The sequence below is a fragment of the Streptomyces sp. NPDC019396 genome (assembly GCF_040632375.1).
GTDB lineage: Bacteria > Actinomycetota > Actinomycetes > Streptomycetales > Streptomycetaceae > Streptomyces.
Genome location: NZ_JBEYBS010000024.1, coordinates 34439 through 59418, shown reverse-complemented (window position 1 = coordinate 59418; position 24980 = coordinate 34439). Strand labels below are relative to the sequence as shown.

Here is a 24980-nt window from a genome sequence, read left to right as displayed (position 1 = left end):
ACGTACGTCACTACGCACCGAAGGAAGCCCACCTCATGCTGCGCATCGCCGTCCCCAACAAGGGTTCACTGTCCGGACCTGCGGGGGAGATGCTCCATGAGGCGGGCTACCTCCAGCGCAAGGACTCCAAGGAGCTCGTGCTGGTCGACCCGGACAACGAGGTCGAGTTCTTCTACCTGCGTCCGCGCGACATCGCGATCTACGTCAGCTCGGGCCGCCTCGACATCGGCATCACCGGCCGGGACCTGCTCCTCGACTCGGGCGCCGGTGCCGAGGAGATCCTCGAACTCGGCTTCGCCCGCTCCACCTTCCGCTACGCCACCAAGCCCGGCACCGCGTCCGGCGTGGAGGACTTCGGCGGGCTGACGATCGCCACCTCCTACGAGGGCATCGTGGCCAAGCACCTCGCGGACAACGGCATCGACGCATCCGTGGTGCACCTCGACGGCGCCGTCGAGACCGCGATCGAGCTCGGCGTCGCCCAGATCATCGCCGATGTCGTGGAGACCGGCACCAGCCTGCGCAACGCGGGCCTGGCCGTGATCGGCGAGCCGATCCTCACCTCCGAGGCCGTGGTCATCCGCCGCACCGGGGCGGACGCCGACGACCCGAAGGTCGAGCAGTTCCTGCGCCGCCTCCAGGGCGTCCTGGTCGCCCGCTCCTACGTGATGATGGACTACGACTGCCGGGTCGAGCACCTGGAGCAGGCCGTCGGCCTCACCCCGGGCCTCGAGTCGCCGACCGTCTCCCCGCTGCACCACGAGGGCTGGGTGGCCGTGCGCGCCATGGTCCCCGCCAAGGAGGCGCAGCGCGTCATGGACGACCTGTACGCGCTGGGAGCCCGGGCCATCCTCACCACGGCGATCCACGCCTGCCGCCTCTGACAGCGCCCCGAGCCCGGAACAGCGCAGAGAGCACAGCGGACCTCATGTCTTCGTCATCCTCGTCATCAGCCGACCAGCAGGAACTCCCCGCACTCCCGGTCACCTTCAGGCCGACCCGCACCCGGGCGGTCCTGCTGACCGTGGGCGTGGTGATGTTCGCCGTCATCACCGCGGTCGCGTTCGCCCTGGAGAAGCTCAGCACGGGGGAGCGGATCAGCTTCGTCTTCATCGCGCTGCTCTTCTTCGCGGTGCTGGCCCTCCTCAGCCGTCCCAAGGTCGTCGCGGACGAACAGGGGGTGACCGTGGTCAACCTCACACGCCGCCGACGGCTTGACTGGGCCGAGATCCTCCGTGTCAACCTCCGTCCGGGTGACCCCTGGGTGTTCCTCGATCTGAGTGACGGCAGCAGCCTGCCCGTGCTCGGCATCCAGCCCGGAATCGCCCGGCACCACGCGATCCGCGACGCACGGGCCCTGCGGGCCCTCGCCGACACGCGTGGCTCCGGCACGGAGCACGACTGAGGCCTGCCCCGCGGGGCAGGGGCATGATTACCCTTGACGCGGAGGTGCCGGGTGCACCTCCGCCTCGTACCCGCGCGGCCGCCAATGGCCCGTGAGGCACCTACGACCCGAGGAGTGACTCCCTCCGGCAATGGACGGATCGTCCGGTAGTACCTGCGCCGCCCCCTCACCTGAGGCGGCGGCATGACCACCCCGCTACTGCTGCTCTGTGCGGCATTCCTGCTGATCCTCGCGAACGGCTTCTTCGTGGCGGCCGAGTTCGGTCTTGTCACGGTCGAGCGCGCGGACGCGGAGCGCGCCGCGGCCGAAGGCGACCGCCGTGCCCACGGCGTCGTACGCGCCCTGCGCGAGCTGTCGTTCCAGCTGTCCGGCACCCAGCTCGGCATCACCATCACCTCCCTGGTCGTCGGCATGCTCGCCGAGCCCGCACTCGCCGAGCTGCTGAGCGGGCCGCTGGCCGCGGTGGGCATACCCGCGGGTGCCGTGTCCGGTGTCGCCGTGGTCATAGGCATGCTGCTGGCTTCAGCGGTCCAGATGGTCGTCGGCGAGCTCGTCCCGAAGAACTGGGCGGTCTCCCGGCCGCTCCAGGTCGCCCGGTTCGTGGCCGGTCCGCAGCACCGTTTCTCCGCCCTCTTCCGGCCGGTGATCGCCCTGCTCAACTCCGTCGCCAACCGGCTGGTGCGGACGCTGGGCGTCGAACCGGCCGATGAGCTGGCATCGGCCCGCACCCCCGGCGAACTGGTCTCCCTCGCCCATCACTCGGCCCGCGCCGGCGCACTGGAGCAGGACACGGCCGACCTCTTCGTACGGACCCTCTCGCTGGGCCATCTGACCGCCCAGAACGTGATGACGCCACGGGTGAAGATGAGCGCTCTCCAGTCCGACGCCACCGCGGCGGACGTGCTCAACCTCACCCGGGCCACCGGGCTCTCCCGCTTCCCCGTCTATCACGAGCGCATCGACGAGATCGTCGGCATGGTCCACCTCAAGAACGCGCTCGCCGTACCGGCCCACGCGCGCCTGCGTACCCCGGTCGGCCGTATCGCGGTGCCGCCCCTGCTGGTGCCGGAGACCCTCCCGGTGCGTACGCTGCTGGAGCGGCTGCGCAGCGAGCAGCCCATCGCCGTCGTCGTCGACGAGTACGGCGGCACGGCCGGTGTCGTCACCCTGGAGGACATCGTCGAGGAACTCGTCGGCGAGGTCCGCGACGAACACGACGTGCACGAGGCCGACGAGCGGCCCGAGCTGGCCCCGGTCGCGCCGGAGGACGGCAGGCCCGCCTGGGAGGCCGACGGCAGCTGCCGGGTGCTCACCCTGCGGCGGATAGGACTCGATGTGCCCGACGGTCCCTACGAGACCGTCGCCGGTCTCGTGGCCGACCTGCTCGGCCGCATCCCCGCTCCGGGCGACAAGGCGGAGCTGCCCGGCTGGAAACTCTCCGTACGGCAGGTGGACCGCTACCGGGCGGAGCGCGTCAAGCTGGTGCGCACCGTCGAGGTCCCGGCCGTCATGGAGGTGGCCCGGTGAGCCTGCTCCAACTGATGTTCGCCGTGCTCCTCGTACTGGCCAACGGCTTCTTCGTCGGAGCCGAGTTCGCCCTGGTGTCGGTGCGGCGGAGCCAGATCGAACCGCTGGCCACCGGGGGCTCGGCACGGGCCCGGCAGGTGCTGCACGGCCTGGAGAACCTGCCGCAGATGATGGCCGCCGCACAGTTCGGCATCACGGTCTGCTCGCTGACGCTCGGCGCGGTGGCCGAGCCGACCGTGGCGCATCTGCTGGAGCCTCTCTTCCACACCGTCCACGTACCCGACGCCCTGATCCACCCACTGGGCTATGTCATCGCGCTGGCCGTCGTGGTCTTCCTGCACCTCGTCATCGGTGAGATGGTCCCGAAGAACCTGGCGATGGCCGCCCCGGAGAGGACCGCGCTGTGGCTGGGCCCGGCTCTGGTCGGCTTCGCCCGGCTGTGCCGCCCGGTGACCGTGGGGCTCGGGGCGTGTGCCCGGGTCGTGCTGAAGCTGTTCCGGGTCGAGCCCAAGGACGAGGTCGAGGCCGTGTTCACCAGCGACCAGCTGGGCCAGCTGGTCGAGGACGCAGGCCAGGCCGGTCTGCTCGACCCGGAGGAGCAGGAGCGCCTCGAAGACGCCCTGGAGCTGGGCAGCCGCCCGGTGACGGACGTCCTCATCGCCCGGGCGTCGCTGGTGACGGTGCCGCCGTCGGTGACTCCCCGGCAGATCGAGGAGCTCACCGTACGCACGGGCTACTCGCGCTTCCCGATCAGGGGCGAGGGCAGTGGGCCCTTCATGGGCTACCTCCATGTCAAGGACGTCCTCGACCTCGAGGAGGACGACCGGGCCGTGCCCCAGCGCGTATGGCGCCCCATGGCCACCCTGCGCGCGGAGCTCCCTCTGGACGACGCCCTGACCGTGATGCGCCGCGCCGCCACCCATCTTGCGCAGGTCGCCGACGGGTCTGGCCGGGTGCTGGGCCTGGTGGCGATGGAGGACGTGCTGGAGACGCTGGTCGGTGAGGTACGCGACCCGGCGCACCGGGCCGCCCCCGCCCCGCGCCGCCCGGTGACCGGGCCGGTCCTTGCCCCCCATCCCGGGGGCGGGCCGGTGGTCCCGGCGGACGCGGTATGGGGGTACCTGGGTACGGAGACACCGGCCCGCTGAGCCGGCGGAGTCCTAGCAGGAGCAGGAGCAGGAGCAGGAGCAGGAGCAGGAGCGGGGCCCCGCTCCTGCTCCTGCTCCTGTGAGGTCGGCTCGCCCGGCTCACGGCCCCGCGGGTTCCTGCGGGCCGCGGTCCGCGGGACCCCGGCCCGACAGGACCTCCCCGTAGGCCTGCATCAGATCGGGCAGCCGCAGCGTCGCCAGATCGTCGCGGGTCGGGGTGCCCGGGTAGCCGGTGAGGCGCAGATCGCGGTAGGCGCAGCTCTTCTCGTACAGCGTCCGCAGAAAGCGCCCGTTGCCGAGCTCGTCGATCCAGCCCTGGTCGACCACGTGCCCGCTGATCGAGCACAGCTCTTCGATCGCCTCCTCGTCCCAGCCGTCGCCATTGGCGGCGGCGAGCACCTCGCCGATCGCCGTCAGCTCCAGCGGGCGGTACGAAGGGAAGTCCACCCGGGTCGTGAACCGCGAGGACAGCCCGGGATTCGCGGCGAGCAACCGGTCCATGCCCTCGGGATAGCCCGCGAGGATCACCACCAGATGGTCGCGGTTGTCCTCGGCCCGCTTCAGCAGGACCTGGAGGGCCTCGTCGCCGTAAGCGTCGCCCTTGCTGTAGCCGCTGTTCGAGAGTGAGTACGCCTCGTCCACGAACAGCACCCCGCCGAGCGCGGAGTCGATCAGTTCATTGGCCTTCACGGCGGTCTGCCCGAGGAACTCACCCACCAGGTCGGACCGCTGCGCCTCCACCAGATGGTCACCGCCGAGCAGCCCGAGGGCGTAGAACACCCGGCCGAGGATGCGCGCCACGGTCGTCTTGCCGGTGCCGGACGGCCCGGAGAAGACGAAGTGACGCTTGGGCGGCTGGACCGGCAGCCCCTGGCCTGCCCTCAGCCGGGCCATCTCCAGCTGCGCGGACAGCGCCTTCACCTGCCGCTTCACCGGTTCCAGGCCCACCATCCGCTCCAGCTCCGCCAGTGCTTCGGCGAGCAGCGCGGGGTCCGTGGGCCCGGAGGGGTACGTGGGCGGCGCCGACTGGGCGGGGACGCCCTGCTTCTCCCGTACGCCCGGGACCGGTGCGGCCGGGACCGGCCCGCCGTACTGCGGCTGCTGCTCACCGCCGAAGCGCGGCTCGGACCCGAGCGGCGCCTCCGCTTCGGCGGGCGGGCCGTCGACCGTGTCCTGACCGTAGCCCGAGCCCGCGAGGGAGACCGCGGCGAGCCCGGCCGGTCCGCCCGGCCCCTCGAAGTCGTCCATCCCGTCGAAGCTGCCGCCGCTGTCGTACTCGGCTATCGCGGCCAGTCGCGCCGAGGTGTCCATGAACGCCGGATCGACCCGGTGCACCGCCCGGTACAACGGCAGCGCGGCTGCGGTCCGCCCGGTGCCCTCGTGGGCACGGGCCAGCCAGTAGCGCAGCTCCTTGCGCTGCGGCTGCTCGCTGCGGCAGCGCATGAGCGCCGCCGACAGCAGAGGCTCGGCCTGCCCGTACATCTCCAGCCGCACCCGGGCCATGCCCCCGAACAACCCCGCCTCGATGCCCAGCAGGGGGTCGTTGACGAGGGTTTCCGTATGCCGGACGAGCTGCTCCCAGTCCTTGACCAGATACGCACGGCAGGCGTGCAGGAAGCGCACCTGGGGGTCCGTGTCGACGGGCGGCAGCCCGGCGAGCGCCCGGTCGAGCTCGGGGACATGGCGGCCGTCCAGCCAGTGCGAGGCATGCGCGAGCAGCAGATCGCGGGGGCTCTCCAGCACCGGCTGCACCCACCAGCCCAGCCAGTACCAGGAGTTCAGCGTGCGCCGGTGCCGGGCGCGCTGCTCGCCGAAGCGCTCCTGGTGGCGGTACATCCGCAGCAGCGCCGTCGTGGTGTCGACGCGTAAGGCGTGCAGACCGAGCCAGCCGTCCGCCATTCCCGGGTCGCTCCGGACCGCGGCTCTGAACTCCTCTTCCGCCTGTGGGTACGCGCCCATGGTGTAGGCGTCCACGCCACGCAACCAGGCGAGGTCGGCCGGGGCCGTCGAGCCCTGCGTGCCGATGTCCATCCGGTCCCCCACATATGTGCCCCCGTGCCCTCCCGCCGGGCGGGCGCCCGTCGGAGCGTGCTGAACCACCGTGTCGCGGACGGGAATTGACCGCACTGAGGTGCATCGTACCTGCGCAGGAGCAGGTGAATAAGGGTGACGCGGGCGGCGGCCAGATGGTGACCCAGGGTGAGCGCGGGGGGTCGGAAGCCGTGCCGGGGCGCTGGGTGTGCGGGCAGAACGAAGCCCCCGATCACGGGGGAACAACCGGGGGCTTCGCGTCCGGGCGACTTCGTAAAGCCGCACATTGAGAACGTAAGACCTGTATGGCCCTTGGGTCAAGCGGAGTTGAGGCACTCACCACGGCCGATTTCCGACTGCTCAGTACGGTGGCTGAAGCCGATCACTTTCGGTGAGGAACTGACTCGTGCTCGCTGTCATACCAGGTCCCGGGCGCCACTCGTATCCCTCGGAACACTCCCGCACCACAGTGTCGGCGAAGGGGCGCGAAGGGTCATCGGCGAAATGGCGTGTCTCCGCCGCGGTCCACGCGTCCCAGAACTCGGTGAGCGCCGGACCGTCGCGGAGACGGCCGCGAGCCCAGGACTTCCCCCGCTCCCGGTCCATCCAGAGGAGGCGTGCGAGATGGGGGCGCAGCGCGCGCCGGCCGGCCCCGACCCCCTCGACGAGCACGACCGGTGCAGGGTCGAGCACACGCGGTGGTCCGAAGCGTCGCAGGTTCCAGTCGTAGGGCTCGTAGCGCGCGCGGCGGCCCTGCGACAGGGGTTCGATGACCTGACCGAGCAAACGGCCCGTCCAGGCGAAGAGCTCGGCGTGCGTGGCGATGTCGTCGAGATGCAGCACCGGGGCGCCCCCGAGGGCCCCGGCGAGCTGCGCCGTGAAGGTGCTCTTGCCGGAGCCGGCGTGTCCGTCGACCGCGACCAGCCGTACCGGGCCGCACGACGGCTCAAGAGTGCGCAGCCCCGCTGCGGCGCGGCCGAAATCGAGACGGGCGCCGGAATTCACAGGGCTCACCCTACGGTGCGCCCGCGTGCGTCACGCCCCCGGATCACGCGGGTGCGGAGCCGCTGTGCACCCCGTCGTTCGGGTGGCGCCGTGCGCGTCCCGGGCCGAAGGGGACGGAAGCACCCGCTGACCCGGGATAGTGGCACCGGCGCCGCGCTCCCGGCCCGTGCGCCCCGACTGCCCTGACGCGCCCGACTGTCCTGCTCACAAGACGGAGATCCCATGACCGGAGCCGCTTCGCGCAGAACCGTCCTCACCGCCGCCCTCGCCGCCGCGGCCGGAGCGGGCGGCGTCCCGTCGGCCGCACCCGAGGCGGCCGCCGCCGCCCGGCACGTGGACAACCGCTTCTGGGCCACCCACGCCGACTGGTCCGGCGGGTCCACCGCGGGCACCCGTGTCGTCGCCGGAGCCCGCCCGGGTGTGGTCATCGGCTCGCCCGTCCGCCGGACCACCTACCGCGACCCGCACACCGGTCGGACGAGCGCCTGGGAGTGCGCCAGCTGGACCTCGGCCCCGCACCGCCCCGGCGTGCCCGCGAGCGAGATCATCGTCTCCTGGAACGCCCACACCCCGGCCGGCACCTGGTTGCAGGCGGACGTGTCGGGCACCTACTCGGACGGCACGGCGATGCCCTGGTACATCATGGGCCGCTGGGCGTCCGGCGAAGCCGACATCCGCCGTACCTCCGTGGATGGGCAGAGCGACGGCAAGACCAGCGTTTCGACGGACACCCTCTCCGTGAACTCCCCGGCGAGCGGCCTGCGGATCGCCTCCTACCGGCTGCGGCTCACCCTCTACCGCACTCCGGGCACCACCCGCACCCCGACGGTGTGGCGCGTCGGAGCGATGTCCTCGGCCGTCCCGGACCGCTTCACCGTGCCCCCCTCCACGCCCGGCCTCGTGCGCGAGCTGATCGTGCCGCGCTACTCGCAGAACACGCACCTCGGCCAGTACCCCGAGTACGACAACGGCGGCGAGGCCTGGTGCAGCCCCACCTCCTCACAGATGATCATCGAGTACTGGGGCCGGAGGCCCACCGCGAAGGACCTCGCCTGGGTCGATCCCGACTTCGCCGACCCGCAGGTCTGCCAGGCGGCCCGCTACACGTTCGACCACCAGTACGAGGGCTGCGGGAACTGGCCCTTCAACGCCGCCTACGCCGCGACCTACCGGGGGCTGAACGGCGTGGTGACCCGTCTCCAGTCGCTCACCGAGCTCGAGAGCCTCGTAAGGGCCGGGATCCCGGTCATCACCTCGCAGTCGTTCCTCAAGCAGGAGCTCACCGGGGCCGGGTACGGGACCGCGGGCCATCTGATGACCGCCATCGGCTTCACCGCCGGGGGTGATGTGATCGCGAACGATCCGGCATCGCCCAGCAACCCGGCCGTCCGCAGGGTCTACCGGCGGCGCGAGTGGGAGAACATCTGGCTGCGCTCCAAGCGCCACAACGCCGGCGGAAAGGTGGTCTCCGGCACAGGCGGCGTCTGCTACCTCTACTGGCCCGAGTCCCCGACCGCCGCCCAGCGCAGCGCCCTCGCCGCCCTCGGCATCCACTGACGCGACGCTGCGCCCGCTGTGGGGCAGTGACAGCGGTCACTGCCCCACAGCGGCCCGGCTGGCACCCTGGTCCGGCCAGGCCGGGGGGCCATGACCGCGACGACGACCGAGCGAGACGCCATGACCGCGACCACCGCAACCCGCACCCGGGCCCGCACCGGAGGCCCCGAGGACAACGGTCCCAAGATCCTTGAGCACATCCTGGGCTGGACCCTCGTGGTCGTCATCGCCATGCTGGTCACCCAGACCGGTCTGCTCTGACCTTCTCCGGCCCTCTGCGGTCCCCTCCGACGGATCCGTCAGCCCACTCAGCGCGGGCAGGAGCTCACTCAGCCGCAGGCAGGCGGCCCGGCCGACGAGTGACGGACGCCCTCCGATCGGGCATACTCATCCCGCCACAGCCGCTGGTCAGCCACTTCCGTGATCCGGGAGGGCAGCATCGGCGCACCAGGTGACATCCGGCGGCGCCCGTCCCACCCCGCGCGCGCCGCCGTAGCGCCCGACAGGGAGGAGAGCGCCGCAATGCCCGACCGCGCCCCGCAGCCGGTGGACCGCATACTGCCCACCGAGGAGTCCAGGGACCTCATCGCCCTGGTCCGCGAACTCGTCCAGCGGGAGATCGCCCCCCGCGCCGCCGAGGAAGAGGAAGCGGGCGTCTTCCCGCGCGACACCTTCACGCTGCTCTCCGAGTCCGGACTGCTCGGACTGCCGTACGACTCCGAGTTCGGCGGCGGAGACCAGCCGTACGAGGTCTACCTCCAGGTGCTCGAAGAGCTCGCCGCCGCCCGTCTCACCGTCGGTCTCGGCGTCAGCGTGCACTCCCTGGCCTGCCATGCCCTGGCCAACTACGGAACCAAGCAGCAGCAGGCCGACTTCCTGCCGGCGATGCTGGGCGGCGGACTACTCGGCGCGTACTGCCTCTCCGAGCCGTCGTCCGGCTCGGACGCCGCGTCACTGCGCACCAAGGCCGTGCGCGACGGTGACGACTGGGTCATCAACGGCACCAAGGCGTGGATCACGCACGGCGGGGTCGCGGACTTCTACACCCTGCTCGCCCGCTCGGGCGGCGAGGGTCCGCGCGGGATCACGGCCTACCTGGTGCCGGGCGACGCCGTGGGGCTGAGCGCCGCGGCACCCGAGAAGAAGATGGGGATGAAGGGCTCCCCGACCGCCCAGCTGCACTTCGACGGTGTGCACGTCCCGGACGCCCGCCGCATCGGCGAAGAGGGCCAGGGCTTCGCGATCGCGCTGGCGGCACTGGACGCGGGGCGCCTCGGTATCGCCGCATGCGCTGTCGGTGTGGCCCAGGCGGCGCTGGACGAGGCGCTCGCATACGCCACGAGCAGGCGGCAGTTCGGCCGTCCCATCGCGGATTTCCAGGGACTGCGCTTCATGCTGGCCGACATGGCGACCAAGGTCGAGGCAGGCCGCTCGCTGTACCTGGCCGCCGCCCGGCTGCGGGACGCGGGTAAGCCGTACTCCCGGCAGGCCGCCATGGCCAAGCTGTTCTGCACGGACGCGGCCATGCAGGTGACCACCGACGCGGTGCAGATACTGGGCGGCTACGGCTACACCGCCGACTTCCCGGCCGAGCGGCTCATGCGCGAGGCCAAGGTGCTCCAGATCGTCGAAGGGACCAACCAGATCCAGCGGATGGTCATCGCCCGTCACCTTGCGGGGCCAGAGTCCCGCTGACCCATACGGTCTGCCGCGTCCAGGTCGGGGCTGCAGTCAGCCTGTTCCATTCCTGGTCGCGGCGGCCCGGCAGGGTCCGGCCGGCCTTCGCCCAGTTGCGCATCAGATCACGGTAGATGGGCGGATCCACCGACCGCGGAACCGATTCTTCGGCGTGTGGTGTCATCAGCCGCCGGCGGCCGGTGCCGCCCGTGGAGTGCTGAGGGGTCATGCCCCAAGAACGCGCGTCGGCCCTGCGGGGTCACCGTCTGACCGATGCGAGAGCCAGTTCGTGCTGTCCCCGTCGCGAGGTGGGGCGGCACCTGCCCTGCACCACGGGGACTCGGCGCCATGGTGCAGGGGGAGTGGGTGATCCGCGGGGCCGCTTCAGGCCGCGCGACGCGCCGGCGGGGTCTTGATCGGGCGCGAGCCCGGGCCGCCGACGTGCGAGAAGGGCTGCATCCGCCAGTCGAGGCCCTGGGGGAGCGTCAGCAGCAGCGCGGTGTCCTGCTCCTGGACCTCCAGCGACTCGTCGGCGGGGCCGGCGTCCGCGGCGGGCCGGCCGGTGCCCGCGCACACGGACAGCACGAACGGATTCCACGGCGTCGGGGCATCGCGTGCTCCGGGAGGGCGTCCTCGTCGGCCAGGAGCGCGATCGGCTGGGCGCAGTCCGGGCAGATCACCCGGTACATCTCGAAGGTGTCGAAGGTGTCGTAGTCGTCCGCGCTTCCCGCCCTGTCCGGGTTGTCGCAGTCAGAGCCGACGAAATCAACGGGCTCCGGTTCGGTGCGTCCGGAGCGCTTCACACTGTGCATGGAGAATCTCCCCCTCGGGTGGGCCGACCAGGCAGATGCGGCCTCGACCACACCAAGCACTTCCCTCGCGGCTCCCTGGATAACCGTGAGGCCTCGAAGGACACGGCCACCATCTTGTGGCATTCGTCACACGGCATCCGGGAGCGCCTGCCGCAGAGGGTTTTCCGGCCCCGTACGAGGTGGCCGACTGTGCTGGAAACCGCCTGGGGGAATAGGTTGATCCGCATGGAGGAGCTGGATCGTCAGATCGTCGAGTTGCTCGTCAAGGACGGGCGCATGAGCTATACCGACCTGGGCAAGGCCACGGGCCTGTCCACCTCGGCGGTGCACCAGCGCGTGCGACGGCTCGAGCAGCGCGGTGTCATCCGCGGATACGCCGCCGTCGTGGACCCGGAAGAGGTCGGCCTGCCGCTGACGGCGTTCATCTCGGTGAAGCCCTTTGATCCCAGCGCCCCCGACGACATCGCGGAACGGCTCGCCGGGGTACCCGAGATCGAGGCCTGCCACAGCGTGGCCGGGGACGAGAACTACATCCTCAAGGTGCGCGTCGGCAGCCCGATCGAGCTGGAGGAGCTGCTCGGTCAGATCCGCTCGCTGGCGGGAGTCTCGACCCGTACGACCGTGGTCCTGTCCACCCCGTACGAGGCGCGGCCCCCGCGTATCTAGGCTGTTCCCATGAGTGAGAGCGTGCCCCCGGGCGAACACCGCACCGTGCTGCTGCGCGGCGGAGACGTACACAGCCCCGCCGATCCCTTCGCGACGGCCATGGTCGTCGAGCGGGGGCACATCGCCTGGGTGGGCTCGGAGGGGGCGGCGGACGCCTTCGCGTCCGGCGTGGACGAGGTCGTGGACCTGGAGGGCGCCCTGGTCACCCCCGCGTTCGTGGACGCCCATGTGCACACCACGGCGACCGGTCTCGCACTCTCCGGACTCGATCTCTCGGATGCCCGCTCGCTCGCCGAGGCGGCCGAACGCATCCGCGCCTACGCGGCGGCGCGGCCCGCCGACCGCATCCTCATCGGACACGGCTGGGACGCCGCGCGCTGGCCCGGGCAACGCCCGCCCCTGCGGGCCGAGCTCGATGAGCTCACCGGGGGCCGGCCGCTCTACCTCACCCGGATCGACGTCCACTCCGCGGTGGTCACCACCGCACTGCTCGACCTGGTGCCCGGAGTGCGCGCCATGAGCGGCTTCCGTGACGGCGAACCGCTCACCGGGGACGCCCACCACGCCGTGCGCTCCGCCGCCTACGCGGCCGTGTCCACGGAACAGCGCGCCGGGGCCCAGCGCCTGGCGCTGCGGCACGCGGCCTCGCTCGGCATCGGCACCGTCCATGAGTGCGCGGGGCCCGAGATCTCGTCCGAGGACGACTTCACCGGCCTGCTGAAGACCGCGGCAGAGGGACACGGTCCCCGGGTCGTCGGCTACTGGGCCGACACGGACGTGGAGCGGGCACACGCGCTCGGCGCGGCGGGCGCCGCAGGTGACCTCTTCGCCGACGGCTCGCTCGGCTCGCACACGGCCTGCCTCCACGAGCCGTACGCCGACGCCGCGCACTCCGGGGTCGCCCACCTCGACGCGGCCGTCGTGGCCGCTCATGTCACCGCGTGTACCGAGGCCGGGATCCAGGCCGGATTCCACGCGATCGGCGACCACGCCATCAGCAAGGTGGTCGAGGGCGTCCGGGCCGCCGCCGACGTGCTCGGCCTCGCCGGGGTGCGCGCCGCCCGGCACCGCGTGGAGCACGCCGAAATGCTCACCCCCGAGACCATCGCCGCCTTCGCCGAACTGGGGCTGACCGCCTCCGTGCAGCCCGCCTTCGACGCCGCGTGGGGCGGCGACACGGGGATGTACGCCCAGCGCCTGGGCATCGAGAGGGCGCGCACCCTCAACCCGTATGCGGCGCTGCTGCGTGCCGGTGTGCCGCTGGCATTCGGCTCCGACAGCCCGGTGACCCCACTCGATCCCTGGGGGACGGTGCGCGCCGCCGCCTTCCACCACACCCCGGAGCACCGGATCTCGGTGCGGGCCGCGTTCACGGCCCACACCCGGGGCGGCTGGCGGGCGATCGGGCGGGACGACGCCGGCACCCTGGTGCCCGGCGCGCCCGCGGACTACGCGATCTGGCGTACGGGTGAGCTCGTCGTCCAGGCTCCCGACGACCGGGTCGCCCGATGGTCAACTGACCCCCGCTCCGGCACCCCCGGCCTGCCCGATCTCACCCCGGGCACGGCCCTCCCGGTCTGTCTGCGCACCGTCGTGTTCGGACAGACGGTCTATATGCGGCCTAACGAGTGAGATCGGGATTATTCGTACTGCTGCTCCATGTGCCGAACGGCTCGGGCGCCACCTGCGGATCTTCGCGCCCGACCAGCCGAATCGGCCAATCGTCGCAGATGGCACGACTGTTGACAGAGTGCCGCAGGGGGCCGGTAGGTTCGGCCGAGTCCACCACAGGACGTCCGACCGGTCGGAGCTTCCACGCAGTCGTCGAACGCCGCTGGGTCATGGGGTGGTGTGCCGCTTCGGCGCACCGCCGCTGGGAGCCAGGTTCAGCGTCCGCGCCTCGGGGGCGAGGGAAGGCCGCGGCCGGTGGCGGGTCCCCCCAGTCCGGCAGGAGCTCGGGGGAAGGTGTGACCCGGGTGGGGCCCGGCGTTCAGTAGACAACGGCATTCGGGCGACCCGCAGCCAGCGGGTCCCGGGCCGGCCCGAAGGACGCCGGGTTCCGACCCGTCCCCACCCCGCTGCGCCCCATCGCGTCACGGAGACCGATTCCGTCGCGATCAGGATCTTCCGGTGCATATCCATGGCCTGCACCGGCCCGCGGCACCCCCCTGGGGTCCTTCGGCCCCGTGCCGACGTGGCCGTGTCGCCGACGCTCGCTATGGTGGGTCTCTGCGTAGTGACGTCAAAGGGGCAGTAGTGAACGACGGTGGTCAGAGGCGGTACGGCCCGCTCGGCAAAGCCTTGGTGATCATCCCCACCTACAACGAGGCCGAGAACATCGAGCCGATCGTCTCCCGGGTGCGCGCCGAGGTGCCGGATGCGGACATCCTGGTGGCCGACGACAACAGCCCGGACGGCACCGGCAAGATCGCCGATGAGCTCTCAGGCGAGGACGCCCAGGTGCACGTACTGCACCGGAAGGGCAAGGAGGGCCTCGGTGCGGCCTATCTCGCGGGCTTCCGCTGGGGAATCGAACACGGCTACGGAGTCCTCGTCGAGATGGACGCCGACGGGTCCCACCAGCCCGAGGAGCTGCCCCGGCTGCTCACCGCGCTCAAGGGCGCCGATCTCGTCCTGGGCTCCCGCTGGGTGCCCGGTGGCCGGATCGTGAACTGGCCCAAGTCCCGCGAGTTCATCTCCCGGGGCGGCAGCCTCTACTCGCGCGTTCTGCTCGATGTCCCGATCCGCGACGTCACCGGCGGCTTCCGCGCCTTCCGCAAGGAGACCCTGGAGGGCCTCGGCCTGGACGACGTGGCCTCGGCGGGGTACTGCTTCCAGGTCGACCTCGCGCGCCGCGCGGTCGCTGCCGGGTTCCATGTCGTGGAGGTCCCGATCACCTTCGTCGAGCGCGAGCGCGGCGACTCCAAGATGAGCAAGGACATCCTCGTCGAGGCGCTGTGGCGGGTCACCGCCTGGGGCGTGAGCGCGCGAGCGAGCCGCCTGCTCGGCCGGCGTCCGGCCAAGCAGGCGCCGCCCGCATCCTGACCCGCTGCTTCCTTTACGCCGTCCGAGCGGGCGGCCAGGCACACTGGGGGCATGACGACCGGTGTACGCACTCCGACCGCCCCCCGGCGCTCCCGCGCCCGTACCTTCCTCCCTCTCGGCATCGCCGCCTGGCTGCTGCTGGAGATCTGGCTGCTGACACTCGTGGCCGGGGCGGCCGGCGGGTTCACCGTGTTCGCCCTGCTCGTGGCGGGCGCCGTGCTCGGCGCGGTGGTGATCAAAAGGGCCGGGCGCCGCGCCTTCCGCAACCTCGCCGAGACCTTCCAGCAGCAAGGGGGCGCGACACCGGCGACGCCGGCCGACCGCCAGGACCAGGGCAACGGCCTGTTGATGCTGGGTGGTCTGCTGCTGATGCTGCCCGGACTGATCTCCGACGCGGCCGGTCTGCTGCTGCTCCTGCCGCCCGTGCGCCGGAGCGCCGGGCGCTACGCCGAGAAGTCCCTGGACCGGCGGATGCGGCAGGCAGCGCCCGGCTCGCTCGGGGACGCCCTGCGGCAGGCACGCATTCACCGCCCGGACGGAAAGGTGGTCCAGGGTGAGGTCATCCGCCAGGACGCCCCACCCGCCCCGCGGCCGGGCACGGGCCAGCACCCTCCGCTGATTCCGTAGCGGGGGCCGCAGCGCGGTTGCCGCGCACGCGGAGGACGAGGGCGATATCCGGACGGCTCTCAGCCCGTTGCAGGAGGCCCCCGCCTTGCGGCGGCTGGCGGCCATCCGGTCAGGCGCTCCGCTCGGCGCAGCCCCGGCCCGTTTGACCGCCGTCGACCGGATGACCGCCGCCACGGGCGCGCCGTCACGCGTCCGGCGGGCAGCCGGGTGGGCCGGGTGGGCCGGGAAAGCGGAAAGCCGCGGGCTGCGGCACACAAGACGTGTGCGGCAGCCCGCGGCTTTCGGTCGTACGTGATCCGTACGTGTGTGGTTGCGCGCGTACGTGAGTCCTTAGGCGGACTTACGGCTGTCGCGCGGATGCACCGCGATGTTCATGGCTCCGGAGCGCAGGACCGCCAGCCGCTCGGCCAGCACCTCCTCCAGCTCCTCGCGGGTACGCCGCTCCATGAGCATGTCCCAGTGCGTACGCGCGGGCTTGCCCTTCTTCTCCTCGGGGCCTTCCCCGTCCACCAGAAGTGCCTGGGCGCCGCACGCCTTGCATTCCCACTCCGGCGGAATTTCCGCCTCTACCGAGAACGGCATCTCGAATCGATGTCCGTTCTGGCATGCGTACTCCACCGCCTGGCGCGGGGCCAGATCGATGCCGCGGTCGGTCTCGTAGCTGGTCACCACGAGGCGCGTGCCGCGAAGAGCTCGCTCACTCATGAATCGTGCCTCCCGGGCTTGTCGCCCACAGGACAGGTGTCGCTGTCGTCGTCATCCGGTCAACGTCCGGTCGGCGGTAAAGATTCCCGCGCATGTCCGTTGCGGTCCATGCGTCGTTGCCCGTCGTGCCGCCCCTTGTTGTACCCACCAGTGCCCGGTTTGTCACATCTGGCAGAAAGTGTCACCCAGCGTCCTGAGGGATTCAGCGCGCAGTAACGGTCCGCCTGGCAGGCCAAACGCGTACACTACCGGCCTTTCACTTCAACGTCTAAATCCGATGCGGCACCGGGTTTCCCGCTTCGGCCACGGCACGGCGTACCGGCACCCGGGCGAGTAGCACGAAACCGATCCCGAAGAAGATCACCAGCGAGATGATCGCATCGCGGTAACTGCCGGTGAGCTGGAACGCCAGGCCGAATACCAGCGGGCCCAGCCAGCTGAGCCCACGGTCGCTCATCTCGTACGCCGAGAAGTACTCGGCCTCCTTGCCGCGCGGCACCAGATGCGAGAAGAGCGAGCGCGACAGCGCCTGGGTGCCGCCGAGCACCAGGCCGATCGCTCCGGCGAGCGCGAAGAACCAGCCGGGGGTCTGCGCCGGAAGGAAGTAGCCGGCCCCGAGGATCAGCGTCCACACCGCCAGGGACGCGAGGATCGTGTGCTTGGCGCCGTAGGTCCTGGCGAGGCGACCCATGCCCAGCGCACCGGCCACCGCCAGCACCTGCACCAGCAGCACTGCCGTGATCAGCGTCGTCTGGTCCAGACGGAGCTCTTCCGAGCCGTAGATGGACGCCTGCGAGATCACGGTCTGCACGCCGTCGTTGTAGATGAGGTAGGCGAGCAGGAACGCCAGCGTCAGCGGATGCCGGCGCATGTCCCGGAGGGTGGCTATCAGCTGCCGCCATCCGGCGCCGACCGCACCCTCGGCCGGAGCGTGCCCGTCGGGCGGTGTCAGGGCCCGGTCCCGCAGCCGTCGCAGCGGAACGAGGGTGAACGCGCCCCACCACAGCCCCGCCGTGGCGAGGCAGATGCGCACCGCGTCCGACTCGGAGAGACCGAAGGACTCATGACCCGTGTACAGCACCAGATCGGCGACCAGGACGAGCGCGCCGGATGTGTAGCCGAACGCCCAGCCCCGGGACGACACCGTGTCGCGCTCGTCGGGCTCGGCGATCTGCGGCAGGTACGCGTTGTAGAGGACCATCGAGACCGACAGCGAGGCATTCGCCACGATCAGCAGGGCGGCGCCCAGGAGATAGCGGTCACCGCCCAGGAAGAACATCCCAGCCGTGGCAGTGGCGCCGGTGTACGCGGCGGCGGCGAGCAGCGGCTTCTTGCGCCCCGTACGGTCCGCGACCGCACCCACCAGCGGCATCACCAGCACCGCGACCACCACCGACGCCGACACGGCGTAGGCGAAGAGCGATCCGGCCCGTACCGGAATGCCAAGCGGGTGGACGTAGCCCTCCGCGTCCGCCGCCGCTTTGGCCACGGCGGTGAGATAGGGCCCGAGGAAGACCGTCAGCACGCTCGTCGAATAGACGGAGCAGGCGAAGTCGTAGAAATACCAACCGCGCTGTTCACGCCGGCGGTCGCCGTTGCCTCTTCCGGCGGTCGGGTCCTCTGTCTCAAGGGCCACTGGGCACCCCCATGCTCGTGCTGATGGAGATGCGCCACGGCCCACGGCCGCTCAGTGCCAGACTCCTCGGTCGCTGAGTACCGTGCGCAGGGTCTCCAGATTGTCGGTCATGATGCCATCCACTCCCAGGTCCAGGAGGGTGGCCATCCGGTCCGCGTCATTGACGGTCCAGACATGCACCTGGAGCCCGCGGGCATGGGCCTCCCGTACGAAGCGGCGATCCACGATCCTGACGCCGCCCTGTGCCTCCGGGACCTGGGCGCAGACCGCGCCCGTACGCAGGGAGGCCGGGATCCCCAGGGAGCGCAGCCGCAGTCCCAGCACGCCGCGCACCCCGAACGAGGTCGCCAGCCGGGGCCCCGCGAGCCGGTACGCCCGGGCCACCCGGCTCTCCGAGAACGAACCGACACAGACGCGGTCCCAGGCGTCCCTGCCGCGGATCAGGTCGACCAGCGGCTCCAGCGCTCCTTCGGCCTTGATGTCCACGTTCCAGCGGGCCTCGGGGAACTCGTCGAGCAGCTCCTCGAAGAGCGGCAGCGGCTCCCTGCCCGCGACCCTGGCCTGGCTCACCTCGCCCCAGGGCAGCTGCGCGATCCGGCCCCGGACGTTCGTGACGCGGTCCAGGGTCGCGTCATGGAAGGCCACCAGCCTTCCGTCGGCGGTCGTGTGCACATCCGTCTCGAAGTAGCGGTAGCCGGCAGCCGCCGCCCGGCGGAACGCGGCGGCAGTGTTCTCAAGCCCGTCGGCGGTACCGCCGCGATGCGCGAACGGGATGGGGGACGGGTGGTCCAGGTACGGATGCCTGGGCTGCTGTAGGCGTGTCACCCGGGCAGTATGACCTGATCGGCGGCCCGCTCCGATGTCGGTTCGGCCACTGCTCCCACCGGCCGGCTGCCGGGCTCCGTGGCCGGAACGGCGAACACCCTCAGGAAGATCTGGGCGAGTGGCCCGATGGACAGGGCGTAGGCCAGGGTGCCGATACCGACCGAGCCGCCGAGCGCGAAGCCGGTGGCGACCACCGCGACCTCGATGGCCGTGCGGACGAGGCGGATCGACCGGCCCGTGAGCTGGTGCAGACCGGTCATCAGCCCGTCGCGCGGCCCGGGTCCGAAGCGCGCCGAGATGTAGAGACCGGTGGCGACACCGTTGAGGACGATCGCGGCCACCATCACCGGGATCCGCACCGCGAGACCGTGCGCATCGGCGACGACCGCCAGGGTGGCGTCCATGGCGACCCCGACGACGAGGACGTTGGAGACCGTGCCGAGTCCGGGCTTCTGCCGCATCGGGATCCACAGCAGCAGCACGACGGCCCCGATGATGATCGAGACGACCCCCATGGTGAGACCGGTCAGCTCGGCCAGACCCTGGTGCAGCACACCCCATGGCTCCAGACCGAGACCGCCGCGGACCAGAAGAGCGGAACTCGCGCCGTAGAGAGCGAGCCCTGCGTAGAGCTGGAGCAGTCGCCGGGGGATGCGGGTGCCCTTGAGGCGTGAGTGGCCTGTGGTGTCCGCGGTGCTGGTCAAGATTCCCCCCGGGGTGGTGTGAGTGGACTGGCTCATGACACTCTGTGGCTGGGAAACCCTGGCCATCCATGGCCAATTTGACGAAGGTGGACTGACTTCCTATGGCGCAGTGGACTTCAGCGGTCGGAGCGGCTCAGCTCGCGAGACAGCTCGGCGCCCAGCAGTCGCGTCCGGCCGGCCCCGGCACCCGCAAGCCACCCGCCTATCGCGCGCTCGCCGACGGCATCCGGCTGCTGGTCCTGGAAGGCCGGGTACCCGTGGCGGCCCGGCTCCCCGCCGAGCGCGAGCTCGCGCTGTCGCTCGCCGTGAGCCGTACGACGGTGGCGGCGGCGTATGAGGAGCTGCGGACGGAGGGATTCCTCGAATCCCGCAGGGGAGCCGGCAGCTGGACCGCCGTACCCGCGGGCAATCCGTTGCCCGCACGCGGCCTGGAACCGCTGCCGCCCGAGTCCCTCGGCTCGATGATCGATCTGGGCTGTGCGGCACTGCCCGCGCCCGAGCCCTGGCTCACCCGGAGTGTCAGGGGAGCGCTCGAGGAACTGCCGCCCTACGCACACACCCACGGCGACTATCCGGCCGGCCTGCCCGTGCTGCGCCAGACCATCGCGGACCGCTACACCGCACGCGGGATCCCGACGATGCCCGAGCAGATCATGGTCACCACGGGTGCGATGGGCGCGATGGACGCGATCTGCCATCTGTTCGCGGGCCGTGGGGAACGCATCGCCGTCGAGTCACCGTCCTACGCCAACATCCTCCAGCTGATGCGCGAGGCCGGGGCCCGGCTGGTGCCGGTCGCCATGGGCGAGGGCCTGGCGGGCTGGGACATGAGCCGCTGGCGCCAGGTGCTGCGGGACGCCGCGCCCCGGCTCGCCTACGTCGTCGCCGACTTCCACAACCCCACGGGGGCGCTGGCCGACGAGGACCAGCGACGCCGGCTCGTGGACGCGGCGCGCTCGGCGGGCACGGTGCTGGTCGTCGACGAGACCATGACCGAGCTCTGCCTCGAGTCGGAGCTCGAGATGCCGAGACCGGTCTGCGCCTTCGACGCGGCCGGCTCCACGGTGATCACGGTGGGTTCGGCGAGCAAGGCGTTCTGGGCGGGGATGCGTATCGGCTGGGTCAGGGCGGCGCCCGATGTGATCCGCTCGCTGGTCGCGGCCCGCGCCTACGCCGACCTCGGCACCCCGGTCCTCGAGCAGCTGGGCGTCAACTGGCTGATGCGGACCGGGGGCTGGGAGGAGGCGGTGGCCATCCGCCGTGCCCAGGCCAGGGAACACCGCGACGCCCTGGTCGCGGCCGTACGACGGGAGCTGCCGCACTGGGAGTTCGAGGTCCCCCAGGGTGGCATGACTCTCTGGGTACGTGCGGGCGGCCTGTCCGGCTCCCGCCTTGCCGAGGTCGGCGAACGCGTGGGCGTCCGAGTGCCCTCGGGCCCCCGCTTCGGTGTCGACGGCGCCTTCGAAGGCTACGTCCGCCTGCCCTTCACGGTCGCCGGCCCGGTCGCCGACGAGGCCGCGTCCCGTCTCGCCGCAGCCGCCCGCCTGGTGGAGACCGGTGCCACGACAGGCACAGAGCCGCCGAGGACCTTCGTGGCCTGAGCCCCCGGCCCGCCGGGCCCACCCCTGGCCGCGGGGCACGCACCGGAGCACGACCCGTACCGCAGAGCGGCGTCACCGCCCCGCTGAGGTCTCCACGGCCGGGACGGCCACCCCGGGTACGTCCACCCCGGAAACCCCGGGACCCTCGGTAACCCCGACGAACCCGGAAGCATCGGGACCATCGGAAACGGGGGAGACCTCGCGACCCTCCGGCACCCCGGGCACCGAGTCCTCGCGCTCCGGCAGCAGCGCGAGCACCGCCCGCCGCTCAGCCTCCCCCGCGGCCTCGTCGAAGGGATCCGGTGTCGCCGGCACCTGAAGCCGCAGCACCCCGCCCGTGCCCAGCCGGGCATACCCCCGCCCCGGGGGCACTTCGCCGGTCGGCGTCGTGTGGGGAGGCGCACCGAGCACCGACTCGATCAGCGCGGGTGCCATGGGCCCCAGGGTCACCCGGGCCCTGGTGTGACCGAGCACCGCCTCGGACAGAGCCTCCTGGGCGCCGTCCGACTGCTCGGCCACGACCACCGTCACCGCTGCCGCCCGTCCGTGCCGCAGCGGCACCTCGAGCAGCCGCTGCGGGTCCTGACGCCCGTCCGCCGCCGCGAGATGGCCGAAGGTGCTCGGCCGGTCGACCAGGATCCACAGCGGCCTGCGGGTGTCCTCGGGAGCGGGGTGCCCCGCCTGGCGGGCCCGGTTCGCGGAGATGAGCCGGCGCTCGGTCTCGTGCGCGGCCCACTCCAGGCTCGCGAGCGCCCCCGACAGCCCGCATTCGACGGCCAGGACGCCGCGGCGTCCGGCCAGGCAGGTGTACTCGCCGGTGCCGCTGCCGTCGACGACCAGCACATCGCCGTGCGGCAGTGCCTGGAGCGCGATCGACCGCAGCAGTGTCGACGTACCGCTGCCGGGAAGACCGACGGCGAGCAGATGGGGCTCCGTCGAGCGCGGTCCGGTCCGCCACACCACCGGCGGCGCGTCGCTCGTGCCGTCCGCGTCCACCACCGGCACGGTTCGCGGCACGGCGCCTGCGTCGGTGAAGCCCAGCACCGTCTCACCGGGACCGGTGACGAACCGCTGGGCGGCGATCGTGGTGGGGAGCGGGGGCAGCACGCTCATCACCAGGTGGTTGTTCTCCTCGTCCCAGACGAAGAGGTATTCACGGCCGCGTCCCGACTTGGCGTGCAGCAGCTGTTCGATCCGGTCGCGCGCCTCAGGCTCGCCGTCGGGGAAGTAGGCCGGGTAGCGCAGCTTCAGCCGGGTCAGCCGGCCCTCGCCGTCGAAGGCGTGGTCGCTGAACGCCGTCGACCACTCCCCGCCGTGGGCGAACAGCGGACTGGGGTCCTCCGGGACCGCGAAGTACGGCACGAGCGCCTCGTAGAGCGCCTTCAGTCGTGCCAGCTCCGCCTCGTCCGGCCCTGTCTTCACCGGCGTGCGCTGACGCCCCGTCCATCCGGCCACCCCCATCACCGTGATCAGACCGAGCAAGGGTCCGTACGGGAGGAGCACCACCACCATCAGGCAGGCCGCCGCCAGGAAGAGGGTGGGTCCGCGCCGGTCCTTTGGCATGCCCGCCCACTTGCGCCGCCCGGCGGCGGCCAGCAGCCGCAGACCACGGCTGACCGTGATCAGCGGATGGAGTACGTCGGTGGCGTTGTCGGCGGCCGTCCGCGCGAACTCTCGGCTGCGGGCGATCCGGTCGGCGCCGCCGAGCGGGATGCGGGGGAGTGGTCGCCGGGCCACGTGTTTCTCCTGCTTCTCGTGCTCTGGGTGCGGTAGGGCGGCGGGGTCAGAACTTGATCCCGCCAAGGAGGCTGGCGAGGCTGGCGCCTCCCGCCGTGATGCTCGGCGCGATGGCCGTGCCCGCGAGATAGAAGCCGAAGAGTGCGGAAACCAGCATGTGGGACGCCTTCAGCCCGTCCTTCTTGAAAAAGAGGAAGACGATGATGCCCAGCAGTACGACGCCTGAGATGGACAGGATCATGAGGTGCTCTCCTGGTTGAGGGGACGGTCACCATGAGTTCTTCCAGCCTCACAGGAAGTATGTATGTGATAAAAGCTGCAAATGGGTGAAAGTTAGGGTTTTTCACCCGCGTGGCCTACGCCGGATCGTTGCCGGAGGCCCGTTGATCTTTGCCGTGCAAGGGGGCCGTCATGCCGCGCCACGGGCAGTACCCTGGCGATTCACTCTTAAGGGGCCGATCCGGAGGCACAGACTCCATCCCTCGTGGTTACCACGCGGATCCTGGGGAAGGGAGCACCCTTGGAGCCGTTCCCCGACCGGTGAACGGGTGCTGAAGACGCAGGTGAGAGCGTTGCCGTAAATGTGGTCGCGGTGGCGGAACGGCTGGGTCATCATGACGTCGGGCCCGCAAGGGGCCACCGACGAGAGGCAGAGGAAGATGGACTTCATCAAGCGGAAGACGACGGGCAGCCGATCATGTTGCCGCGCGGCCTAGGCGAACACACCCCCGGTTGCGTCGACAGCTTGATGTGAGGCACTTTCCCATGTTCGAACCAGTCATAGCGCCGAGTGGCACCCTCCTCGGCCTGCTCCAGAGAGGCCGCGGCGACGGCACGCTGCATGCGCTCGCCGCGCCCCGCGCCGAGGCCCTCGAGGCCCTCAACCGCTGTGTGCTGAGCGACCCACGCCACGACTGGCAGGTGGAGAACCGCTCCCTCTACTACGCGCGCCTCTACCTGGATCTCGGCGGCGGCCTCGAAGCGATCGAAGGCCACCTCTTCCAGGCCGACGACCACTTCGACACGGACGAGACAAGGACCGGGCTGGCCCTCGCGGTGCTCGGCCACCTGGCCTCGTACGGCAGGGACGACGCACTGACACTTCTGCGGCGCTACGCCGCCTGCGGGTCCAACTGGGCCTGGGCGCTCGACGAGCTCGCCCTGCGCGACGACGACAGCGGACTGCGCTCACTCGCCGGCCCGGTGCTGGCCCGCTTCCCGGCCACCCCCGACGGCGACGCCGAGCTGGCCGCTGCCGTGCGCGATGCCTTCGAGCCCCGGCCGTGGCGGCTGTGGGCGGAGGATGCGCGGGAAGCCGTGGGCGCACGTGTGCGGGCCGCGCAGGAGCACGGCTCCTTCGACCGCTGGCAGCGCCAGCTCAGGCCCGCGGGGCCGCGCCCCGGCTGGAGCGTGCAGGCAGTCTTCGAGTGGGCGCAGCAAGGGGACGAGCGCGGCACCCAGCTCCATGTGCCGGCGTCCCGCTGCCTCGGCGCGGTCGCCGGACCTGACGACCGCGATGTGATCATCGAGACGGCGCGCAGCGGACCCGACGCGGCCCGCTGCACCGCCCTCCACTACCTGGCCGAGTCGCGGGACCCCGCCGTGCTCGACCTCATCGAGGCAGCTGCGGTCGACACGTCCCGTACGGTCGCCGACGCCGCCGTCGCCGCCTTCGAGCGGATGTGCGGCGAGCCGGCCGTGGACCGTGCGCGCCGCTGGGTTCAGCGGCCCGACGCGCTCGGCGCCTCGGCCGCGGGTGTGCTGGCCTGCCGCGGCAGCGCCCAGGACGCCGGACTCGTCCTCGGCGCGCTCCGTGAAGCGGTCCGCGCCCAGGGACCCGACGCCCCCACTCTCTGGTCACTCGTCGACGGCGCGGGGCGGCTCGGCATCGAGGCCGCGGCCCCTGTGCTGCGCCATGTCTACCGCGAAACCGCCTCATCCCATCTGCGGGGCCAGACGGCGCGTGCCCTCGCCGCGACCGATCCCTCCTTCGCCACCGGCTTCGCCGTGGAATGCCTCTGGGACTGCGAGGAGACCACCAGGGAGATCGCCGCCCTGCACGCCGAGACAGGTGACGCGCGGGTGGCCGAGCGACTGCGCAGGCTCGCCGCCGACCCCGCGGAGGAGGCGGAGGTGCAGACAGCCGTCCGCAGCCGGATCGGGCCGGACACGCCACCGGTCTGACTCCACGTGCCCGGGTAGCGGTACGGGGCCAGGGCGTCCGCCGAACACGCCGGGCGGAAGATCGCCGGGCCGGCGCCGGCCCCACCGC

21 protein-coding genes and 1 pseudogene are annotated in these 24980 nt (G+C 71.5%); 13 read left to right on the top strand and 9 right to left on the bottom strand.

The window, feature by feature from the left end:
• Nucleotides 1-35: 35 nt before the first annotated feature.
• The 4 genes from hisG to ABZ532_RS25030 all read left to right on the top strand — a co-directional run bounded on the left by hisG (nucleotide 36) and on the right by ABZ532_RS25030 (nucleotide 4080).
• Nucleotides 36-884 carry an ATP phosphoribosyltransferase gene (hisG, locus tag ABZ532_RS25045; protein ID WP_361287904.1) on the top strand — a complete coding sequence of 283 codons (849 nt, stop codon included), beginning with the start codon at nucleotides 36-38 and terminating at the stop codon, nucleotides 882-884.
• A gap of 44 nt (nucleotides 885-928) precedes the next feature.
• Complete coding sequence (locus ABZ532_RS25040; protein WP_361287901.1) at nucleotides 929-1405, top strand: PH domain-containing protein; 477 nt, start codon at nucleotides 929-931, stop codon at nucleotides 1403-1405.
• Nucleotides 1406-1588: 183 nt separating this feature from the next.
• A complete protein-coding gene (locus ABZ532_RS25035) occupies nucleotides 1589-2932 on the top strand; it encodes a hemolysin family protein (RefSeq protein ID WP_361287898.1) in 1344 nt (447 codons plus the stop codon).
• Nucleotides 2929-4080: a hemolysin family protein gene (locus tag ABZ532_RS25030; protein WP_361287895.1), complete on the top strand. Its 1152-nt coding sequence runs from the start codon at nucleotides 2929-2931 to the stop codon at nucleotides 4078-4080. Before ABZ532_RS25035 ends, ABZ532_RS25030 begins: the two co-directional genes overlap by 4 nt.
• A 99-nt stretch (nucleotides 4081-4179) precedes the next feature.
• On the opposite strand, the gene ABZ532_RS25025 is transcribed toward ABZ532_RS25030, so the two are convergent.
• Both ABZ532_RS25025 and ABZ532_RS25020 read right to left on the bottom strand, forming a co-directional pair.
• On the bottom strand, nucleotides 4180-6111 hold the full coding sequence (locus tag ABZ532_RS25025; RefSeq protein ID WP_361287892.1) for an AAA family ATPase: 1932 nt from the start codon (nucleotides 6109-6111) through the stop codon (nucleotides 4180-4182).
• A gap of 360 nt (nucleotides 6112-6471) precedes the next feature.
• Nucleotides 6472-7116, bottom strand: a complete 645-nt coding sequence (locus ABZ532_RS25020) for a hypothetical protein (protein ID WP_361287889.1) — start codon at nucleotides 7114-7116, stop codon at nucleotides 6472-6474.
• 222 nt (nucleotides 7117-7338) lie between these two features.
• On the opposite strand from ABZ532_RS25020, the gene ABZ532_RS25015 reads away from it, so the two are divergent.
• The 3 genes from ABZ532_RS25015 to ABZ532_RS25005 all read left to right on the top strand — a co-directional run bounded on the left by ABZ532_RS25015 (nucleotide 7339) and on the right by ABZ532_RS25005 (nucleotide 10368).
• Nucleotides 7339-8673, top strand: a complete 1335-nt coding sequence (locus ABZ532_RS25015; RefSeq protein WP_361287886.1) for a peptidase C39 family protein — start codon at nucleotides 7339-7341, stop codon at nucleotides 8671-8673.
• 120 nt (nucleotides 8674-8793) lie between these two features.
• Nucleotides 8794-8934: an SCO1431 family membrane protein gene (locus ABZ532_RS25010; RefSeq protein WP_361288040.1), complete on the top strand. Its 141-nt coding sequence runs from the start codon at nucleotides 8794-8796 to the stop codon at nucleotides 8932-8934.
• A gap of 261 nt (nucleotides 8935-9195) precedes the next feature.
• Nucleotides 9196-10368 carry an acyl-CoA dehydrogenase family protein gene (locus tag ABZ532_RS25005; RefSeq protein ID WP_361287883.1) on the top strand — a complete coding sequence of 391 codons (1173 nt, stop codon included), beginning with the start codon at nucleotides 9196-9198 and terminating at the stop codon, nucleotides 10366-10368.
• Between the two features lie 366 nt (nucleotides 10369-10734).
• On the opposite strand, the pseudogene ABZ532_RS25000 reads toward ABZ532_RS25005, so the two are convergent.
• Nucleotides 10735-11162: pseudogene (locus tag ABZ532_RS25000) on the bottom strand (hypothetical protein).
• 225 nt (nucleotides 11163-11387) lie between these two features.
• Between ABZ532_RS25000 and ABZ532_RS24995 the strand changes: the two are divergent.
• The 4 genes from ABZ532_RS24995 (at nucleotide 11388) to fxsA (ending at nucleotide 15500) form a co-directional block, all read left to right on the top strand.
• Nucleotides 11388-11828, top strand: coding sequence for an Lrp/AsnC family transcriptional regulator (locus ABZ532_RS24995; RefSeq protein WP_361287880.1), 441 nt, complete (start codon nucleotides 11388-11390; stop codon nucleotides 11826-11828).
• A 9-nt stretch (nucleotides 11829-11837) separates the two neighbouring features.
• Nucleotides 11838-13460, top strand: a complete 1623-nt coding sequence (locus tag ABZ532_RS24990) for an amidohydrolase (RefSeq protein ID WP_361287877.1) — start codon at nucleotides 11838-11840, stop codon at nucleotides 13458-13460.
• A 624-nt stretch (nucleotides 13461-14084) separates the two neighbouring features.
• On the top strand, nucleotides 14085-14873 hold the full coding sequence (locus ABZ532_RS24985) for a polyprenol monophosphomannose synthase (RefSeq protein WP_361287874.1): 789 nt from the start codon (nucleotides 14085-14087) through the stop codon (nucleotides 14871-14873).
• 51 nt (nucleotides 14874-14924) lie between these two features.
• Nucleotides 14925-15500, top strand: a complete 576-nt coding sequence (gene fxsA / locus ABZ532_RS24980; protein WP_361287871.1) for an FxsA family membrane protein — start codon at nucleotides 14925-14927, stop codon at nucleotides 15498-15500.
• A gap of 330 nt (nucleotides 15501-15830) precedes the next feature.
• On the opposite strand, the gene ABZ532_RS24975 is transcribed toward fxsA, so the two are convergent.
• The 4 genes from ABZ532_RS24975 to ABZ532_RS24960 all read right to left on the bottom strand — a co-directional run bounded on the left by ABZ532_RS24975 (nucleotide 15831) and on the right by ABZ532_RS24960 (nucleotide 19406).
• Nucleotides 15831-16205, bottom strand: coding sequence for an RNA polymerase-binding protein RbpA (locus ABZ532_RS24975; RefSeq protein WP_030757047.1), 375 nt, complete (start codon nucleotides 16203-16205; stop codon nucleotides 15831-15833).
• Between the two features lie 268 nt (nucleotides 16206-16473).
• Entirely contained in the window at nucleotides 16474-17841 is a 1368-nt protein-coding gene (locus ABZ532_RS24970) for an MFS transporter (RefSeq protein WP_361287867.1), read from the bottom strand.
• Between the two features lie 51 nt (nucleotides 17842-17892).
• On the bottom strand, nucleotides 17893-18666 hold the full coding sequence (locus ABZ532_RS24965) for a glycerophosphodiester phosphodiesterase (RefSeq protein ID WP_361287864.1): 774 nt from the start codon (nucleotides 18664-18666) through the stop codon (nucleotides 17893-17895).
• The gene (locus ABZ532_RS24960) at nucleotides 18663-19406 is read right to left on the bottom strand and encodes a hypothetical protein (protein ID WP_361287862.1); all 744 of its coding nucleotides are present in this window, start codon (nucleotides 19404-19406) and stop codon (nucleotides 18663-18665) included. Before ABZ532_RS24960 ends, ABZ532_RS24965 begins: the two co-directional genes overlap by 4 nt.
• A gap of 65 nt (nucleotides 19407-19471) precedes the next feature.
• On the opposite strand from ABZ532_RS24960, the gene ABZ532_RS24955 reads away from it, so the two are divergent.
• Complete coding sequence (locus tag ABZ532_RS24955; RefSeq protein ID WP_361287859.1) at nucleotides 19472-20971, top strand: PLP-dependent aminotransferase family protein; 1500 nt, start codon at nucleotides 19472-19474, stop codon at nucleotides 20969-20971.
• A 72-nt stretch (nucleotides 20972-21043) separates the two neighbouring features.
• On the opposite strand, the gene ABZ532_RS24950 is transcribed toward ABZ532_RS24955, so the two are convergent.
• Nucleotides 21044-22708, bottom strand: coding sequence for an ABC transporter ATP-binding protein (locus tag ABZ532_RS24950; RefSeq protein ID WP_361287856.1), 1665 nt, complete (start codon nucleotides 22706-22708; stop codon nucleotides 21044-21046).
• A gap of 46 nt (nucleotides 22709-22754) precedes the next feature.
• Complete coding sequence (locus tag ABZ532_RS24945) at nucleotides 22755-22949, bottom strand: hypothetical protein (protein WP_338675385.1); 195 nt, start codon at nucleotides 22947-22949, stop codon at nucleotides 22755-22757.
• A 524-nt stretch (nucleotides 22950-23473) separates the two neighbouring features.
• Between ABZ532_RS24945 and ABZ532_RS24940 the strand changes: the two genes are divergently transcribed.
• Nucleotides 23474-24892: a HEAT repeat domain-containing protein gene (locus ABZ532_RS24940; protein ID WP_361287852.1), complete on the top strand. Its 1419-nt coding sequence runs from the start codon at nucleotides 23474-23476 to the stop codon at nucleotides 24890-24892.
• The last annotated feature ends 88 nt before the right edge of the window (nucleotides 24893-24980 follow it).

Excerpts from the sequence above, each read along its gene's own strand:
- hisG (WP_361287904.1), top strand. The coding sequence starts at position 36 with ATGCTGCGCATCGCCGTCCCCAACAAGGGTTCACTGTCCGGACCTGCG.
- ABZ532_RS25040 (WP_361287901.1), top strand. The coding sequence starts at position 929 with ATGTCTTCGTCATCCTCGTCATCAGCCGACCAGCAGGAACTCCCCGCA.
- ABZ532_RS25035 (WP_361287898.1), top strand. The coding sequence starts at position 1,589 with ATGACCACCCCGCTACTGCTGCTCTGTGCGGCATTCCTGCTGATCCTC.
- ABZ532_RS25025 (WP_361287892.1), bottom strand. The coding sequence starts at position 6,111 with ATGGACATCGGCACGCAGGGCTCGACGGCCCCGGCCGACCTCGCCTGG.
- ABZ532_RS25015 (WP_361287886.1), top strand. The coding sequence starts at position 7,339 with ATGACCGGAGCCGCTTCGCGCAGAACCGTCCTCACCGCCGCCCTCGCC.
- ABZ532_RS25010 (WP_361288040.1), top strand. The coding sequence starts at position 8,794 with ATGACCGCGACCACCGCAACCCGCACCCGGGCCCGCACCGGAGGCCCC.
- ABZ532_RS25005 (WP_361287883.1), top strand. The coding sequence starts at position 9,196 with ATGCCCGACCGCGCCCCGCAGCCGGTGGACCGCATACTGCCCACCGAG.
- ABZ532_RS24995 (WP_361287880.1), top strand. The coding sequence starts at position 11,388 with ATGGAGGAGCTGGATCGTCAGATCGTCGAGTTGCTCGTCAAGGACGGG.
- ABZ532_RS24990 (WP_361287877.1), top strand. The coding sequence starts at position 11,838 with ATGAGTGAGAGCGTGCCCCCGGGCGAACACCGCACCGTGCTGCTGCGC.
- fxsA (WP_361287871.1), top strand. The coding sequence starts at position 14,925 with ATGACGACCGGTGTACGCACTCCGACCGCCCCCCGGCGCTCCCGCGCC.
- ABZ532_RS24975 (WP_030757047.1), bottom strand. The coding sequence starts at position 16,205 with ATGAGTGAGCGAGCTCTTCGCGGCACGCGCCTCGTGGTGACCAGCTAC.
- ABZ532_RS24960 (WP_361287862.1), bottom strand. The coding sequence starts at position 19,406 with ATGAGCCAGTCCACTCACACCACCCCGGGGGGAATCTTGACCAGCACC.
- ABZ532_RS24955 (WP_361287859.1), top strand. The coding sequence starts at position 19,472 with ATGGCGCAGTGGACTTCAGCGGTCGGAGCGGCTCAGCTCGCGAGACAG.
- ABZ532_RS24945 (WP_338675385.1), bottom strand. The coding sequence starts at position 22,949 with ATGATCCTGTCCATCTCAGGCGTCGTACTGCTGGGCATCATCGTCTTC.
- ABZ532_RS24940 (WP_361287852.1), top strand. The coding sequence starts at position 23,474 with ATGTTCGAACCAGTCATAGCGCCGAGTGGCACCCTCCTCGGCCTGCTC.